Annotated in this window: 15 protein-coding genes and 1 riboswitch; of the genes, 10 read left to right on the top strand and 5 right to left on the bottom strand. The window is 40.6% G+C overall.

Annotation, left to right across the window (positions count from 1 at the left end; translation table 11 throughout):
• Window positions 1–78: 78 nt before the first annotated feature.
• Window positions 79–1248 (bottom strand): acyl-CoA desaturase, encoded by a 1170-nt coding sequence (locus A7A69_RS03160; RefSeq protein WP_151980374.1) that lies wholly within the window; start codon window positions 1246–1248, stop codon window positions 79–81.
• Window positions 1249–1497: 249 nt separating this feature from the next.
• On the opposite strand from A7A69_RS03160, the gene A7A69_RS03155 reads away from it, so the two are divergent.
• Window positions 1498–1995 (top strand): META domain-containing protein, encoded by a 498-nt coding sequence (locus A7A69_RS03155; protein WP_338325116.1) that lies wholly within the window; start codon window positions 1498–1500, stop codon window positions 1993–1995.
• Between the two features lie 152 nt (window positions 1996–2147).
• Here A7A69_RS03155 and A7A69_RS03150 read toward each other — a convergent pair whose 3' ends face one another.
• The 3 genes from A7A69_RS03150 to A7A69_RS03140 form a co-directional block, all read right to left on the bottom strand.
• Window positions 2148–2858, bottom strand: a complete 711-nt coding sequence (locus A7A69_RS03150) for a glycerophosphodiester phosphodiesterase (RefSeq protein WP_152876278.1) — start codon at window positions 2856–2858, stop codon at window positions 2148–2150.
• Window positions 2859–2898: 40 nt separating this feature from the next.
• Window positions 2899–3477 carry a cob(I)yrinic acid a,c-diamide adenosyltransferase gene (locus A7A69_RS03145; RefSeq protein WP_152876277.1) on the bottom strand — a complete coding sequence of 193 codons (579 nt, stop codon included), beginning with the start codon at window positions 3475–3477 and terminating at the stop codon, window positions 2899–2901.
• Window positions 3478–3571: 94 nt separating this feature from the next.
• Complete coding sequence (locus A7A69_RS03140) at window positions 3572–5440, bottom strand: TonB-dependent receptor plug domain-containing protein (RefSeq protein ID WP_152876276.1); 1869 nt, start codon at window positions 5438–5440, stop codon at window positions 3572–3574.
• A gap of 36 nt (window positions 5441–5476) precedes the next feature.
• A riboswitch (cobalamin riboswitch) is annotated at window positions 5477–5688 on the bottom strand.
• A gap of 146 nt (window positions 5689–5834) precedes the next feature.
• On the opposite strand from A7A69_RS03140, the gene A7A69_RS03135 reads away from it, so the two are divergent.
• The 4 genes from A7A69_RS03135 (at window position 5835) to A7A69_RS03120 (ending at window position 9393) form a co-directional block, all read left to right on the top strand.
• Complete coding sequence (locus A7A69_RS03135; RefSeq protein ID WP_241675206.1) at window positions 5835–6479, top strand: phosphoribosylanthranilate isomerase; 645 nt, start codon at window positions 5835–5837, stop codon at window positions 6477–6479.
• A 13-nt stretch (window positions 6480–6492) separates the two neighbouring features.
• On the top strand, window positions 6493–7704 hold the full coding sequence (trpB, locus tag A7A69_RS03130) for a tryptophan synthase subunit beta (RefSeq protein WP_152876341.1): 1212 nt from the start codon (window positions 6493–6495) through the stop codon (window positions 7702–7704).
• 73 nt (window positions 7705–7777) lie between these two features.
• Window positions 7778–8290: a DUF1543 domain-containing protein gene (locus tag A7A69_RS03125; RefSeq protein WP_152876275.1), complete on the top strand. Its 513-nt coding sequence runs from the start codon at window positions 7778–7780 to the stop codon at window positions 8288–8290.
• Window positions 8291–8397: 107 nt separating this feature from the next.
• Window positions 8398–9393, top strand: a complete 996-nt coding sequence (locus A7A69_RS03120) for a DUF2804 domain-containing protein (protein WP_152876274.1) — start codon at window positions 8398–8400, stop codon at window positions 9391–9393.
• A 22-nt stretch (window positions 9394–9415) separates the two neighbouring features.
• Here the strand turns inward: A7A69_RS03120 and A7A69_RS03115 are convergent, their stop codons facing one another.
• Window positions 9416–10291 carry a metal-dependent hydrolase gene (locus tag A7A69_RS03115; protein ID WP_151980366.1) on the bottom strand — a complete coding sequence of 292 codons (876 nt, stop codon included), beginning with the start codon at window positions 10289–10291 and terminating at the stop codon, window positions 9416–9418.
• A gap of 117 nt (window positions 10292–10408) precedes the next feature.
• Between A7A69_RS03115 and A7A69_RS03110 the strand changes: the two genes are divergently transcribed.
• From A7A69_RS03110 to A7A69_RS03090, 5 genes are all read left to right on the top strand, one after another.
• Complete coding sequence (locus A7A69_RS03110) at window positions 10409–11437, top strand: AraC family transcriptional regulator (RefSeq protein WP_152876273.1); 1029 nt, start codon at window positions 10409–10411, stop codon at window positions 11435–11437.
• Window positions 11438–11861: 424 nt separating this feature from the next.
• Window positions 11862–12665, top strand: a complete 804-nt coding sequence (gene trpA / locus A7A69_RS03105) for a tryptophan synthase subunit alpha (protein WP_004993950.1) — start codon at window positions 11862–11864, stop codon at window positions 12663–12665.
• Window positions 12662–13558, top strand: coding sequence for an acetyl-CoA carboxylase, carboxyltransferase subunit beta (accD, locus tag A7A69_RS03100; protein ID WP_120369672.1), 897 nt, complete (start codon window positions 12662–12664; stop codon window positions 13556–13558). Before trpA ends, accD begins: the two co-directional genes overlap by 4 nt.
• Window positions 13555–14841: a bifunctional tetrahydrofolate synthase/dihydrofolate synthase gene (gene folC, locus A7A69_RS03095; RefSeq protein ID WP_152876272.1), complete on the top strand. Its 1287-nt coding sequence runs from the start codon at window positions 13555–13557 to the stop codon at window positions 14839–14841. The genes accD and folC overlap by 4 nt, the downstream gene beginning before the upstream one ends.
• Window positions 14832–15896: an SPOR domain-containing protein gene (locus tag A7A69_RS03090; protein WP_171500776.1), complete on the top strand. Its 1065-nt coding sequence runs from the start codon at window positions 14832–14834 to the stop codon at window positions 15894–15896. Before folC ends, A7A69_RS03090 begins: the two co-directional genes overlap by 10 nt.
• Window positions 15897–15898: the final 2 nt, after the last annotated feature.

Raw genomic sequence — 15898 nt, 5'->3', positions numbered from 1 at the left:
GGTATTAAAAGAAGTCATATAAAAAAGCCAATCTATTTTAGATTGGCTTTTTTAATGGTGAAATCAAAATATTATCAATTATTCAGAAACAGGGTTGCGTTTTTTGACATTGCGCATCAGGGTTTCTAAACACTCACGATGATGACTCAGGCGATGTTCAAGCAGTTGAAAATCGACTTTAAGCTTATGATCCATTTGATGGATTTTTTCTGCCATGGCTGCCTTTTTGGCTTGTAGTTCCTGCTCTTTAAGCTTTGCCCAATCATTAAGTGTAAGGGTAAATGCTTCGTATTCTTGCGCAATACGTTGTTTCATCTGAGCAAGATCGTTGTTGACATCATGACCATAGATTGCCAAATCCTGTTCTGCGTATTTAAATCGCATCGCTAACTCAGCTTTTTGAATGTTAAAGCTTGGTATGCGGCGCAAGTTTTTGGCTAGTCCCAGTTTTGAACATGACCAGATCAACCATTTAGTTGGATCATATTGCCACCATTTCACGCCATTACGGTAATCGTATTGGAAGATGTGATGGTAGTTATGATAACCCTCACCCCATGTGGCAATCGCAAGCCAGAAATTGTCACGTGCTGTATTTTCGTCAGTATAAGGACGTTTGCCCCACATATGACAAAGTGAGTTAATAAAGAAGGTCACATGATGGCTCAAAATCAAACGAACCAAGCCGCCTAATAACATTACACCCCAAACATCACCGACAGCCCAGCCAACTGCGCCCAGAATCACGGCATGAACGGCGATAACCAGTGGAACGTAATATTTATGTTGAAACATCACTAATTTATCATTTAATAAATCAGGTGCATTTTTAAAATTAGGTTCTGCTGCTGGATAATCACGTAACATCCAACCTAGATGCGCGTACCAGAAGCCTTTTTTGATGGAGTATGGATCTTTCTCTATATCATCTACATGGCGATGATGGGTACGATGTCCAGAAGCCCAGAAAAGGATACTGTTTTGAACCGCAAAAGTTCCCATAATCATCAGGATAATTTTGAGAGGTAGAGTCGCTTCATAGGCACGATGTGCCCATAGGCGATGATAACCAGCTGTAATACCTAGACTGCTTATACCTAATAACACAAACATGCTGATCCATGATGCTAAACTAAAATCATGGTGGTATGCATAAAGTGGGATCGCAATAACCGCGACAATCGGTAAAAAAACTAAAGCAAAAATTGCAATCCAGTTGATTGGGGCTTGAGTTGCGGGAGTATTCATCTCCATCAGCGCTCCTGGAAACCTTTTTGTCAAAGGTTAAAATAATACTATCTGACCCTGAAATTATAACTAAAATGACGGGCTATGAAGTGAACATATTAACATGAGCGAACACATGTTCACTAGCAATATTGTACAAGTGTATTGAGCAAAACAGTAACAGAATTCAACAATGTGTTTATTGATTTTATCGCAAGATCCATCATGTTTATGAAAGATAAACGATGCAATGAAAAGGGTAGGCATTTTGTGAGAAATTTTTTACGCAACTTAGTGTTTTTTAGTGTGGTTTTGAGTTTGGCAGCATGTCAAAGTACAACAACACCAGTACAAAAAAATAATGTTAAACGTTCTTCAAATGTTCATAACCATCCACAAGCATTGCCACAGCCTACAAGAAAAAGTAGTGATGGCATACAGGATGTGACTTGGCAGATTACGTCTGTTCAACAAAAACGTGCCAAATTTTTTAGTCAGACGCCTTTTTTAACGTTGAATTCGACATCACAGACCGTACAGGGAAGTACAGGCTGTAATGCAATTTATGGTCGCTATACTTATAACTTTGCTTTGCAACAGTTAGATATGGATATTCGTGCTGGTCATCAAAGTTGTGATGGTGCATTGGCGCAAGAAGCTGAATTGATTGATGCCTTTCAGCGTGTTAAGCGCTTTAAACTACAGGGCAATGCAATCCTGTTATTGGATCAAAACGGACAAATTTTATTACAAGCGCAGAAAAAATAGTTAAATCGATGTTGGATAAATGATGCATATATCGTCTGGCTTTTGTCCAATGATTAAAATTTTGTTTTTTTCAGCCATTCAAAGCCATAGTATGAGTTTTGATTGGCTGAGCATCTTATGATTTTGTATTGTATTTATATGTGCATTATATCTTAAAGCTGTTCTAACATTAACTTAGGATAATCTGTAATTAAACCTTGTACACCTTCATCTCTGAGTTGGTTGGCACGTTCTACATTATTGACTGTCCAAACACTGATATTTAACTGTGCTTGCTGCGAAAGTTTTAGCATTTCATGTGTTGCCAATTGATCCATCCAGCCAATATGACAGCACCCTAGCTTTTGAGCTATTTCAATGGCTTGAGCCTTTATATCTTCTTCAATCAAAAAACCGCGTTTAAATTTGCTGTTTTGTTGTTGTAGAGAATGCAGAATTTTTTCATCAAAACTGGTGATGGTGACTTGTTGCTCAAAGCCTTGTAAATATTGAGTTAAGCTTTGAGTGAGTTTTTCAGCATCTACTTGAGTGTTGACCGCTTTGACTTCAACTTCGATATGATCAAAATCGTGTAACAATGTTAAAACTTGTTCAAGAGTTGGCGTGTATTCAGCTTGAGGCCAATTCTGCCAGTTTTTACGATGGTCAAATTTTTGTAAATCAAGCTCTTGCTCATATACCGAACCAGAAATACCTGTAGTTCGCAAAAAATTATCATCATGAATAATCACGAGTTGATCATTGCTGAGTTGGCGAATGTCAAATTCTACAGCACGAATGCCCAAGTCTCTTAAATACTGAAAACCACCAATTGTATTTTCAGGCGCTTCGCCACGTGCGCCACGATGACCAATAATTTGCATGTTTTACCTGTCTGAAAATAGCAAGGATTTAGATCAAGATTTAAATCGTGTCATTAATATTACGTTGCCAAAGTACTTCTGAACCACCACTTTCGCGCTGTAAAGTTCGAGAAGCTACAAATAACCAATCCGATAAACGATTCAATAATTGTAATGACGTGGTTTGGATATTTTGATCACGTTGTTGTACCGCAATTAAACTGCGTTCTGCACGGCGACAAACAGCCCGAGCTTGATGCGCATAACTACACGCCAAACTACCTGATGGTAAAATGAACTCTTTGAGCATTGGAAGCTGCTCATTCATTTGGTCAATACTATCTTCTAAATATTGAATACTGGTACTTTGCAGTAAGTTGTAATTAGGAATACAAACTTCACCGCCCAAATCGAATAACCAGTGTTGAATCAGACTTAAATGTTTTTCCCATTTTGCTTTTTCGGTAGAGTCGGAATTTGCTATCTGTGCTCTTAAAACACCTAAAATAGCATTGAGTTCATCGACGTCACCGAGCGCTGCAATGCGTAAATCATCTTTGGCAACACGAGAACCATCACCTAAACCAGTCGTACCCGCATCGCCTGTACGTGTGTAAATTTTACTCAAACGGTGTCCCATAAATTTTCCTTTAGAAGCATTTAAAAAAGGATAATGTCGGTCATAACATTATCCCTAAACTGCGCTGTTTAAAATATTTTTATTGGTTTTTTGCTTAGTAGGAGAGAGTTACCCCTGCTGAAGCAAGGCGCCCGCCATTGATGTAGTAATATCCACCGCCGTATGATGCTGTTTTATAATTAACATCGCCTACATTTTCAATGTTGGTAAATACCTTAATATTCTGGTTAATATTCCAGTAGGCATTTAAGTCCAACGTAACATAGCCAGGAGTGTCTTGTTGATAGTCTTTAGCACTTGATTTGGATGAAAGAGAACCACTCACGCCATAATTTTCATCGCGCAAGCCAGCTGTAAATGTCAAACTTTGACGAGGTCTGCGGTTAAGTTCTTTATCCGTAACTTCATTTGTTGCTTTTACATAGTTATATCCGAGCTTGCTAAAGAATATGTCATGTTGCCATGAGATATATGCTTCACCCCCTTCAAATGATGCTTCACTGACGTTACCAAATTTATAGCCATTTGCGCCGTCGTAGTCGATCAGATCATCTACTTTAGTTTTGTAAAGTGAAAGGCCCGTACTTAAACCGTAATTAAGTTTTTGATCCAAACCGATTTCATAAGAAATACTTTCTTCTGGTTTTAAATCAGGATTGCCATAAGCACTGTAAAGTTCATTGAGAGTAGGAGAACGGAATGCAGTGCCAATATTTGCATAGACGCTAGTTAAAGGCAGAGGTTGATAACGAATGGCAGCTTGTCCAACCGTATGCGTTCCATATTTTTGATTATCTTCAACACGTAAACCTACTTGGGTATTTAACCCTGGTTGGCTGTACTGATGCTGAATGTAATAGCCTGTAGAGTCAACATCACCATCATAAGGGGTTGCAAAGGAAAGAATATCTCCTTTAATGGTTTGGTGAGTTGCACCGAATAATACGTTTTGATGTGGCGCAAATTGCCATTTACCGTAGAGTTCTGCTTCTTGCGTTTTACTATGAATAAAATCATAGGAATCATCATAATTTGGGTTGTTTTGATCGATATCATCTTTAAATTGAGACAAACGAGCATTCAATGAGAATGCCTCATTTAAGTTTAAACGTCCCTTTAAATTAATGATTTCATTTTTAAAATCTTGTGAAAGATTTTTTAACCCTGTGCAATTATAACTTGCATCATAAGTCGCACAGTCGATATAGCCTGATGTTCCCTGATTTTGATTATAGTCTGCAGAGAACGCATAATTTTCCTTTTCCACCCCAATTTTGGTGCTAAATCCTTTTTGGTCATAACCTGCAGATTTGACATCAGTATTTTTAAAATCGGTGACCTGTGTTCCATCAGTTTCTAAACGCTGTCCACGAACTTGTGCATAAAATCCGTTTTCTGCCACATCAGCACCCAGAATAGATTTGTAAGTATTATGTTCGCCATACTCGCCTGTTACAAAGGCTGAGTTTTTTTCAGGTGTTTTTGAAATGAGTTGAACGACGCCTCCAATTGCATCTGTACCATATAAAACAGACGCTGGGCCTTTTAATACTTCAATTTGTTTAAGGTCAGTGGTATCAATAAATGCAAGAGACGCTGCACCTGTTGTGGCGGTATTTAAACGGACACCGTCACGAAGTACCAACGTATGATTGGAATTTGTACCACGTAGGAAAATAGAGGAAACCTGCCCATAACCACCACTTTGAACCATATTGATGGCGGCTTCACTCATTAATAAATGAGGGAGTTCTGCAATTGGTGATTGTTCGAGTATTTGAGGTTCAATGATGGAAATACGCGCAGGGACTTCACTCACTTTCTCTGCACTTTTAGATGCAGTGACGACAATTGGGTCAAGTTTGGTGGCATTCGTTGATTCATCGGCAAATGCAACAGATGAAAACCCCATCGCAACCGCGATAGCAGCCACTAAACGCGTAGGCTGTAAAGAAATAGACATGATATGCTCCATACATTCACCCCACGTGAATGATTGAGTTAAAGGATGCAACAAGCAGGTCTCCGGACTTCAATGTTATACCAATGTTGATATTCATATATTCACCTTCCCACATGTCAGCATGCAGTGGTGTTAAACTAAAATTAGCTTAAAAAATATACTTTACATTGTTACCGTTGCGGGGGCAGTGCTGGAGTTTCACCAGCTTCCCTATGGCGATTGCTTTGACTTGTTGCCATTTGGGCGAAGTATAAAGTCTGGCTGTGAATTAAACAATCTGAATACGATCTATTCACGCTAAGTTTTCACGCAACGGGTCGGAATTGCATTACAATAGCTTTCTTTTTATGATTTATAGATGGCTATAGATCAGGCAACCAAGAGCCTTATCCTTATGCGAACGCGCGCAAAAATTTGCGGTATTACCCGTTCTCAAGATATTTTATCTGTGGTTCAAGCGGGTGCTGATGCCATAGGCTTTGTGTTTTTTCCACCAAGTCCACGTCATGTAAGCCCAACGCTGGCACAGCAACTCATCGAAAATATTCCACCGTATGTTCAAGTGGTGGGTTTATTTGTCAATGCCAGTGCAGCGGAAATACAGACCACACTTGATCGGGTCGCATTGGATGTCATACAACTGCATGGCGATGAAACCCCAGAACAGTGTCAAGAAATTGCGAGAGTATGCAAACGCCGTTGGTATAAGGCCATTCAGGTTAAACCTGATCTGGATGTGATCGCAGAAATTCAGCGTTATCAGCGCGCAGGTGCCAGTGCAATATTATTGGATGCGTGGCATCCAGAACTTAAAGGGGGAACGGGTCATCAATTTGATTGGTCTAAGTTTCCTCAAATAGATATTCCTCTGATTTTGGCAGGTGGTTTAACGCCTGAAAATGTCGAGGAAGCAATTCAAACAACACATGCTTATGCAGTAGATGTTAGTGGCGGTGTAGAATCTGCCAAAGGTATAAAAGACCAACAACTCATAGAACGATTTATGCAAGGAGTCCAACGTGGATCAGCAAAACGCTAGTCAAAACGGTCAGATGGTTGACTATACGCAATACCCAGATGCTCGTGGGCATTTTGGTATTCATGGCGGACGTTTTGTGTCAGAAACGCTCATGGCGGCTTTGGAAGATTTAGAAAGCCTCTATAACCGTATGAAAAATGACGAGCAATTTTTGGCAGAATTCGACCGTGATCTGGCTTTTTATGTCGGACGTCCTAGTCCGCTATATCATGCACAGCGATGGTCGAAACACTTGGGCGGGGCGCAGATCTATTTAAAGCGTGAAGACTTGAACCATACAGGTTCACACAAAGTGAACAACACCATTGGTCAAGCATTACTGGCTAAACTTTCAGGTAAAAAGCGTATTATTGCTGAAACAGGTGCGGGTCAGCATGGTGTGGCAACGGCGACTATTGCAGCACGTTTGGGCATGGAATGTGTGGTTTACATGGGTGCTGAAGACGTTAAACGTCAGGCGATGAACGTCTATCGTATGCGTTTATTAGGTGCAACTGTTGTGCCTGTGCAAAGTGGTTCAAAAACCCTTAAAGATGCCATGAACGAAGCGATGCGTGACTGGGTAACCAATGTTGACAGCACCTATTATGTGATTGGAACAGTGGCAGGGCCGCATCCATATCCACAACTGGTACGTGATTTCCAATCGATTATTGGTCGTGAAGCACGTCAGCAAATTCAGGAACAGGCAGGTCGTTTACCCGATGCTCTGGTGGCTTGTGTGGGTGGTGGTTCGAATGCAATGGGCTTATTCTATCCATTTTTGAATGATTATGATGTAAAAATGTATGGTGTTGAAGCCGCTGGTTATGGTGTCGAAACAGGTAAACACTCTGCACCACTCAATGCAGGGCATATTGGCGTACTGCATGGTAATCGGACTTATTTGATGAGTGATGCACAAGGTCAGATTATTGAAACTCATAGTATTTCAGCAGGTCTGGATTATCCTGGTGTGGGACCAGAGCATAGTTTCTTAAAAGATATGCAACGTGTGCAATATGTGCCAATCAACGATGATGAAGCGTTACAGGGTTTCCGTGATTTGACCCAAATTGAAGGGATTATTCCTGCATTAGAAAGCTCTCATGCAATGGCTTATGTCACTAAACTTGCACCGACGATGTCGAAAGATCAAATTATTATTGCGACAGTTTCAGGTCGTGGTGATAAAGACTTGATGACGGTTGCACGTGTCGATGGCGTTGAAATGGTTGAAATGTAATCTTCAACTTATTTGTTTTCAAGATTTAGGCTGCCGATAAGGTGGCCTTTTTTTTAAATAAAAAGGGATAAAAATGTCAAATTTATTTATTGTGATGCTAGGTGGTCGCCATGCTCGAGCCAATACTGAAGTTCATGATGTGGTCTTCGCTATCGGATCATCACTAAATGAAATTACTGCGCAACTTAAACAAGCGTGGTTCGGTGAGTTAAAAGGATTGCATATTGATGCGTGGATGAAAGTGAATGGCTTAGAATCAGGAGGCGTATCTTATCAAGTTCATTTATCTCATGCGGCACCATCTGCGCAGGATCAAAAGTTATATTTGATTAATCTGGGTGGTTATGACATACACGAGTTTGGTGAATTACATCGTTATGTTTTGGTGGCTGCAAGCGATGCCACACTTGCTAAACAAATAGGTAAAGCATATATAGATAAGAAATGGCAAAAAGCACATACCGATCGGGTGATTGATGTCGATGATTGTTTAGCCATTGATTGTATTCATGGACGTTATATTCATTTGACTCAAGGCTCATTTGTTGCGAATCATTGGGAAAATACCTATCTCACATTGGCATAAAAACTCTGATATCAAAATAATCGTGCAGAAAAACGATATGTTTTTCATCTATAAGTAAAAATTGTGTAAAATTTGCACGTGCATCCTGATTTAAATGGATTGGTTAAATGGATTTAATACAAGAAAGTGGTCAACCACGTTATGGTCGTTTTAAAGAAATACCTACTGCGATTAGTTTGAGTCGTTATGTTTATCAATCACCTTTTGGCAAAATAGAAAAGGGTTGGCGACGTAAACTGAAATACAAGAAATTTAAATTTTGTAGCATCCAACATGAACATTATTCTATTGGACTAGCGATTGCGGATATTGCTTGGGTTGGGCATGGCTTTGTGTATATCTATGACCATGCGACTCAACAAGTCATGGAGTGGAATGCCATTCAACCGTTGGCGCGTAAGACACATGTAGATGAACAGCCGCAGTTTAATCAAAGCTATTTTTATAAATCGCCCTTTGAAATTGAAATGCAACATGCCAATGGTGTGCGCTATGTGCGTGTGACAAAATACGGTGAGATTAAACTCAGCGCCCGTATTTTTTGCGCTGGAACTGAACCTTTAAGTTTATGCTCGCCCAATGGTATTAATGGTTGGACTTATACCCAAAAGAAAACGACTTTGGCCGTTGAAGGATATTTTATCAATAAACAAAATCAACTCATCGAGTTTAATGATAAAACCTTTGCTGCTTTAGATGATACCTGTGGATTTTTACGCCCCGAAACTGCGTGGTTTTGGCTGTCCTGTAATTTTTGGGATGCTCATGGACAGCGTATTGGAATTAATCTTGCATCTGGGGTCAATGAGAGTTTTGGGAATGAAAACTGTCTATGGGTCAATGGCAGACTCTATCCGCTGAGCGATGTCTTGTTTGAGCGCGTACAAGAAAATCGCTGGCGTATACGCTCTCTGGATGAAAAGTTGCAACTTGAAGTTGAAACGGGTTGGCGACGTTATGAAAATATTAATCTCAGAATGGTGGGTAGTCAGTTTAGTCAGTGGCAAGCTAAAGTGACTGGACAGATTCGGTTAGCACAAGATGAAGTCATTCAGCTTGATGGTGAATATGCCTTACTCGAACAGCATTACGCCAAATGGTAATGTTTCGAGTGAACAGCAGGCTTTAATAGCCTGCTTCCCAAAATGCCTGACCCGCTAAAATAGGGTCGCCAGTTTCTTCGTAGGTTTTGACCCAAACATCATATTGATGAATCACAGGATGTTGGCTTGGATGAAAGTCAGATTTATACCAGTCTAGATATTCTTTTTTCATCGCCGTTAAAATTCCCTTGCGTCCTAAAAACCACGGTAAGCCTTTACGGAACAATTGCAAACGCTGCCGACCATTAAAGCCATCGCAACGTAACATGACATTGGCGCGATATAAGGTAAAACTCAGCATTAAGATAGTCGTGATTGCCAAAGTAAATTTACGAGTAGCCTCAGGCACTTCACCAACTTGCTGCATCACATCAAAAGCTACATCACGGTGTTCCATTTCTTCAATCGAATGCCATGCCAATAAAGCTCGAACATAAGGATGAACGTCTTTTAAAGTTTCTTTTTTGCTATAAAAAGTTTCTGCCATAAGTGCGGTCAAATGTTCAGCCGCTGCGGTCATGGCAATATTGTATTGCGGCGAACGTTTGGTGAGTTCAAAGCGAAAAATTTTCTTCAGTATGGTGGTGAATTGATCGACAGGCATGCCTTGCTCTTTCATCAATTGATTCATTTTATCATGAGCAATTCCATGTTGAGCTTCCTGCTTTATAAAGTCAGCCACACGTGCTTGTAAGTCAGGATCCTGAATTTTGTCACGAAATAAACGGACGCATTCAATAAAATAACGCTCTCCATCAGGAAAAGTGAGGCTAAGTGCGTCAAATACTCGAGTACGAAATGGATCACCTGCAAACCAAAAGCGAGGAACATCTTCTAGTTTAAAATCCAGCTTACTGCGAACCACAGGGTCTACCTGATATTGGACAAGGGCATTCATTTGTTTTAATTCTCGGTTGAAACAATGATTTTAGTATGGCGACAACCATCTGGTTTGTTTTGACAGTTGTTGCCATATTTTATACAAATAGCGACATAGACCTAAAAGGATGTTTCAATGTCGGTAAAAATTATTGTGGGATATGTGCGTCTTTTACAACGTGTCTTGCAGCATTATCAACTGGAGTATCTGATTGGCGGTATAGAACAACAGCTACAGTGGAAGCAGTTTGCCGAGGCATTGCAGAATGATTCAGAACAGGGATTTGACTTAACTGTCTATGTACAGTTGCTCAAACAGTTACAAACACATTTTAAACGTCCAATTAGTCTGGTTGTCGCTGAACAAGCCAGTTTACAAGATGTCGGGATGATGGGTTATCTGGCATCGACCAGTTTAAACTTACAGCAGGCGATGTATTTGCTTGAGCAATACTATCCATTGCTGTTTAAACAAACCAATTTGGAACAACTCAAAATTGTCGAGCAAGATCAACTGATTCAAATTATATGGAGTGCAAACTATGAGGATTATCGTGAAATTTATGAACTTAATTTGTCGTTGATTTTTAGAATCGCCAAACTCATTGTGCAGGAACAATTGATCCCGCCTAGTTTCATTCAGCTAGGCCTGACACCACATTTATCACTTGCACACTACGAACAGTTTTTTGGTTGTAAAATTCAGGTGTATTTAGGCCAGTACAAAATCTGTTTTGATCAACAAGTATTATTGGCACGAAATTTTGCTGCCGATCAACAACTTAATCAGGTACTTTCCACTCAAGCCAAGCAGTCCTTGCAGCAAGCAGATACTTTTGAACATCGCCAACAGTTATTAAAACAAAAGGTCTTGGGTTTTATTGAGCAAGCATTAAAACAACACAATGAAGTCATTCAGGATCAAGTTGCTCGACTTATGCATTGTTCTGAACGAACTTTACAAAGACAGCTCAAGTCGTATCAACTTAATTTTCAGGACATTTTAGACGAATATCGTTTGCAACTTAGCCAATCGTATTTGCAGCAGGGCCGTTCACTCATCGAGATTGCCGAGTTATTAGGTTATGCTGACCAAAGTGCTTTTGGTCGAGCGTTTAAACGATGGACAGGACAAACACCAAAACAATTTTTAAAACAGTCTTAGTGGAATAGAAAACACTTTGAAAATTGGCTAAATTTTTAAGCGTACAAAGCCAAAAAAACGGGATTTAAAGACTCACTTTTAGAGCTGCGTATATGAAAGTGCCATGTTTTTCATACATCGGCAGATCACTTTAATGACATTGTATCGTGACTTATAATTTTGTTTTTATATCATTTTTTTTATAAATTTAGATTTTATTGAAGATTTTATTGCTTTAAATGACGGCTAAAAATAGGAAGCTTTGATCATTGAGAAAAAAAGCAAAATATTGATAAATGTATAGTCTGGGTTGTAGGGAATCACAACAACAGCGTATAGGTGAATGCGAAAACTGTTCAATGAGCAAAAAATAGCGTTACAATGCGGTGTTCTGTATTTCTACAAACAACTCCTCAGTTTTTAAAATCAAGGAAAGCACAACCCTATGTCACGTCTCGCCACTCGTTTTGAACAGCTTAAATCCCAACAACGTAAAGCGTTGGTTTCTTATGTGATGGCGGGTGATCCAGAGCCACATGTCACAGTATCACTGTTACATAAAATGGTTGATGCGGGTGTGGATGTGATTGAACTGGGCTTACCCTTTTCCGACCCAATGGCAGATGGGCCAGTGATTGCACTGGCGGCTGAACGCGCTTTAGCAGGTGGAACCAACACGCTTGATGCACTGAATATGGTCAAGGAATTTCGTAAAAATGATACAGAAACGCCTGTAGTTTTGATGGGATATTTAAATCCTGTTGAAGTGATTGGTTATGAAAAATTTGTATCAACTGCGAAAGAATCTGGTGTAGATGGCATTCTTTTGGTGGATATGCCGCCTGAAGAAGCCAAAGATTTGGATGCTGTATTAAAGCAGCACGATATGGATCAAATCTTTTTGCTCGCACCAACCTCAACCGATGAGCGTATTCAACATGTCGTAAAACAAGCCAGCGGCTTTATTTACTATGTATCACTTAAAGGCGTAACAGGTGCAGCAACCCTAGATACTGCTGAAGCTGCGGCACGTATTGCCAAGATCAAAACACATACTAACGTACCTGTGGGTGTGGGTTTTGGGATTAGTGATGCGGCATCTGCAAAGGCTATGGGACAAGTTGCCGATGCGGTAATTGTGGGAAGTGCTTTAGTTAAACCTTTTGCTACATTGGCAATCGACCAAGCGGTTGAACAAACGGTCAATAAAATCAAGGAGCTTCGAGCTGCGCTCGACGAGTTAGTATGAATCAAGAAGTGAAATCAGGGAAAATTCTTAGCCCATCGACACCGTGGACCGAACGTCATGTTCCTGGTATCCACACGCCTGATGAGCAACAAGTTCTTAAGGCAACATTTACTGAGCCAACGATTGAATGCCCTGAATGTCATGCATTGGTGACGCGTACTGCAATCGCATTCAATGCCTATGTTTGTCCACAATGTGATGAACATTTGCGTATGAAAGCACGTGATCGTCTAACATGGTTTTTTGATCAGATTCAAACCGAGCTTGGTCAGGAATTTGCAGCCAAAGATCCACTTAAATTTGTCGATAGTAAACCTTATCCTGAGCGTATGCGTGAAGCACAAAGCAAAACGGGTGAAACAGAAGCTTTGGTTGTGATGCAGGGGAGTCTTAATCATATCCCAATGGTCGCCTGTGCCTTTGAATTTGACTTTATGGGCGGTTCAATGGGGACAGTTGTAGGTGATCGCTTTGTTCAAGCGGCTGAACGTGCAATTGAACTCAAGCAGCCTTTAGTCTGCTTTGCTGCTTCTGGCGGCGCGCGTATGCAGGAAGGCATGTTGTCTCTGATGCAAATGGCGCGGACATCTGCTGCAATCCAAAGAATGAAAGATGCTCATTTACCCTACATTGTAGTTTTGACTCATCCTGTCTATGGTGGCGTAACGGCATCTTTGGCGATGCTAGGTGATGTACATATTGCTGAACCTAAGGCCATGATTGGTTTTGCAGGGAAGCGCGTAATCGAACAAACCGTTCGTGAAAAACTGGATGAACCATTCCAGCGTGCTGAATATTTGCTTGATCATGGGGTAATCGATCAAATTGTTCATCGTCATGCATTACGTGATACTGTATCTCGTATCGTGGCGAAATTGATGAACTTACCTTGAAACCTGATGCTCCAAAAATAACAGATGATTTAGATACATGGCTCGATTATTGGGGCCATGTTCACGTTACAGGCATTGATTTAGGTTTGGAACGTGTGATTCCAGTGGCTGAGGCTTTGGGTGTCATGCAACCACAAGCCAAAGTATTTACTGTGGCTGGAACCAATGGTAAAGGATCAACGACCACCACCTTAGCTTCCATTTTAAATGAACAGGGTTATCAGGTTGGTCTTTATCAATCGCCACATATTTATCGTTTTAATGAGCGGGTTAAATTAAAGGGTCAGGAAGTTGATGATCAAACTTTAATTGAGGCCTTCGTTCTGGTTGATCAGGCACGTCGTTACTGCGAATTAAGCCTCTCCTTTTTTGAAGCCACGACTTTAGCGGCTTTTGTTATTTTTAAACAAAAACAATGTGATGTCTGGGTACTTGAAGTCGGTTTGGGCGGTCGTTTGGATGTCGTGAATGTGATTGATCCAGATATTGCCGTGATTACAAATATCGGTTTGGATCATACCGATTGGCTCGGTGATAGCATTGAAAAAATTGCTTTTGAGAAAGCAGGGATTATACGTCCAGATATTCCTGTCATTTTTGCTGGCCTACAAGATTTACCGCAAGCGATTCAAACTAAGGCCGATCAAGCCAATGCCAAATTATACGTGGCGCAAAAAGATTATTTTTATCAAGATGCGGGTGATGGTCAGAGTTGGAATTTTGCATCGTCAGGAACAACATTAAAACTTCCACTCAGTTCCCTAGCACTTGAAAATATTTCAACTGCAGTTGCTGCGGTACTTTTGAGCGATTTAGTTATTTCTCAGGCAGCTTTAAACAAGGGCATAAAAAAAGCACAGCTCGCAGGTCGCTTTGAACAACGAGTCATCGCAAATAAAACCATAATTTTTGATGCTGGGCATAATGCACATGGTGTAGAATTTTTGTTAAAGCAATTGCGAAATTTCTTGGAATACAATAAACAGTACACAGAAGTTGTTGCTGTATTTTCGATGTTGGCAGATAAAGATATAAAATCAGTGGTAGAGCTACTAAAACCAACTGTTTTGAATTGGAAAATTGCGCCGTTGAATGTTCCTCGTGCTGCACCGTTATCTCAATTAATGGGTGCATTACAAGGTGAGACAGTACACAGCTTTGAAAGTATCCAAGAGGCGTTTAAATTAGCACTTGAGCAAACCAACAATAATCAGCTAATTTTAGTCTGTGGTTCGTTTCATACATTAGAAGCGGTGTGGGAGTATTTGGAACAATGTCAATGAATAACAAACAGCGCTGGATGGGCGGTGTTGTTTTATTAGGTGGTGGTGTTTTATTGGCAGCATTACTCCTGAAAGGAAAAGAAGAAATACACCAAACGCAAGTTCAAACCCAACCAAAAGTCGAACAACCTGCAAAGAACAATAATCGTTCAAATCAGGCGAGCGAAATGGTGCAGTTACAACCGCTTGCTGTCGATGTGGAAACGGAAAAGCGCCTGCTTGAAGAACAACGACGTGCGCGTGAAAAAGCAGTGGCAGAACAAGAAGCTCGTGCAGCAGACTTTTTAGCACAGCAGCAACAGGCAGAAGCAGCTGCGGCACGTAAAGCTGCAGAAGAATATGCAGCGATTAATGCGCGCCGTAATGCCGCTCAGGAAAGCTCAGATAATATTCCGCCTGAAATGAGTGATCAGGCAAAAGCTGCTACACAGAATAATCCCCAAAAGCCTGCGGATCAAAAAAAAGCTGATCAGCAAAAGCTAGATACTGAGAGAAAACTTGCTGAACAGAAGAAGCAGGGTGAAGCTCAAAAAGCAGCGGAACAACAAAAAGCGGAACAACTGAAAAAGCAGAAAGAAACTGAAGCAAAACGTAAAGCCGAACAGGAACGTCAAGCTGCTGAGAAGAAAGCGGCAGAAGAAAAACAGCGTCAGCTAGACGCAGAAAAAGCTGAAAAGAAAGCTGCCGAAGATAAGCGTAAAGCAGAAGCTGAGAAAAAAGCGGCAGATGAGAAAAAGCATAAAGCGGAAGAAGATGCCAAGAAGAAAGCAGATGCAGATAAAGCGCGTGATTTGCTAGAAAATGGCGATAAAAACTGGATGGTACAAGTGGCTCTTGCAGCGAATCAGGCCAATGCTGATGCAGTGGTTTCCAAACTTCGTGCTAAAGGTTATAAAGTCACCACAAGTCCAACCTCTAAAGGCATACGAATTATGGTCGGGCCATCTAAAAGCCGCGAAACTGCCGATGCTTCTCGTAAGAAAATTGTTTCAGATAGCAGCTTGAATATGAAATCTGCTTGGGTGATCGACTGGGTTCCACTCGATCAGCGTTAAGC

Source organism: Acinetobacter guerrae (assembly GCF_009372255.1).
Taxonomy (GTDB): Bacteria; Pseudomonadota; Gammaproteobacteria; order Pseudomonadales; family Moraxellaceae; genus Acinetobacter; species Acinetobacter guerrae.
This window is presented reverse-complemented; position numbering and strand designations above follow the sequence as displayed.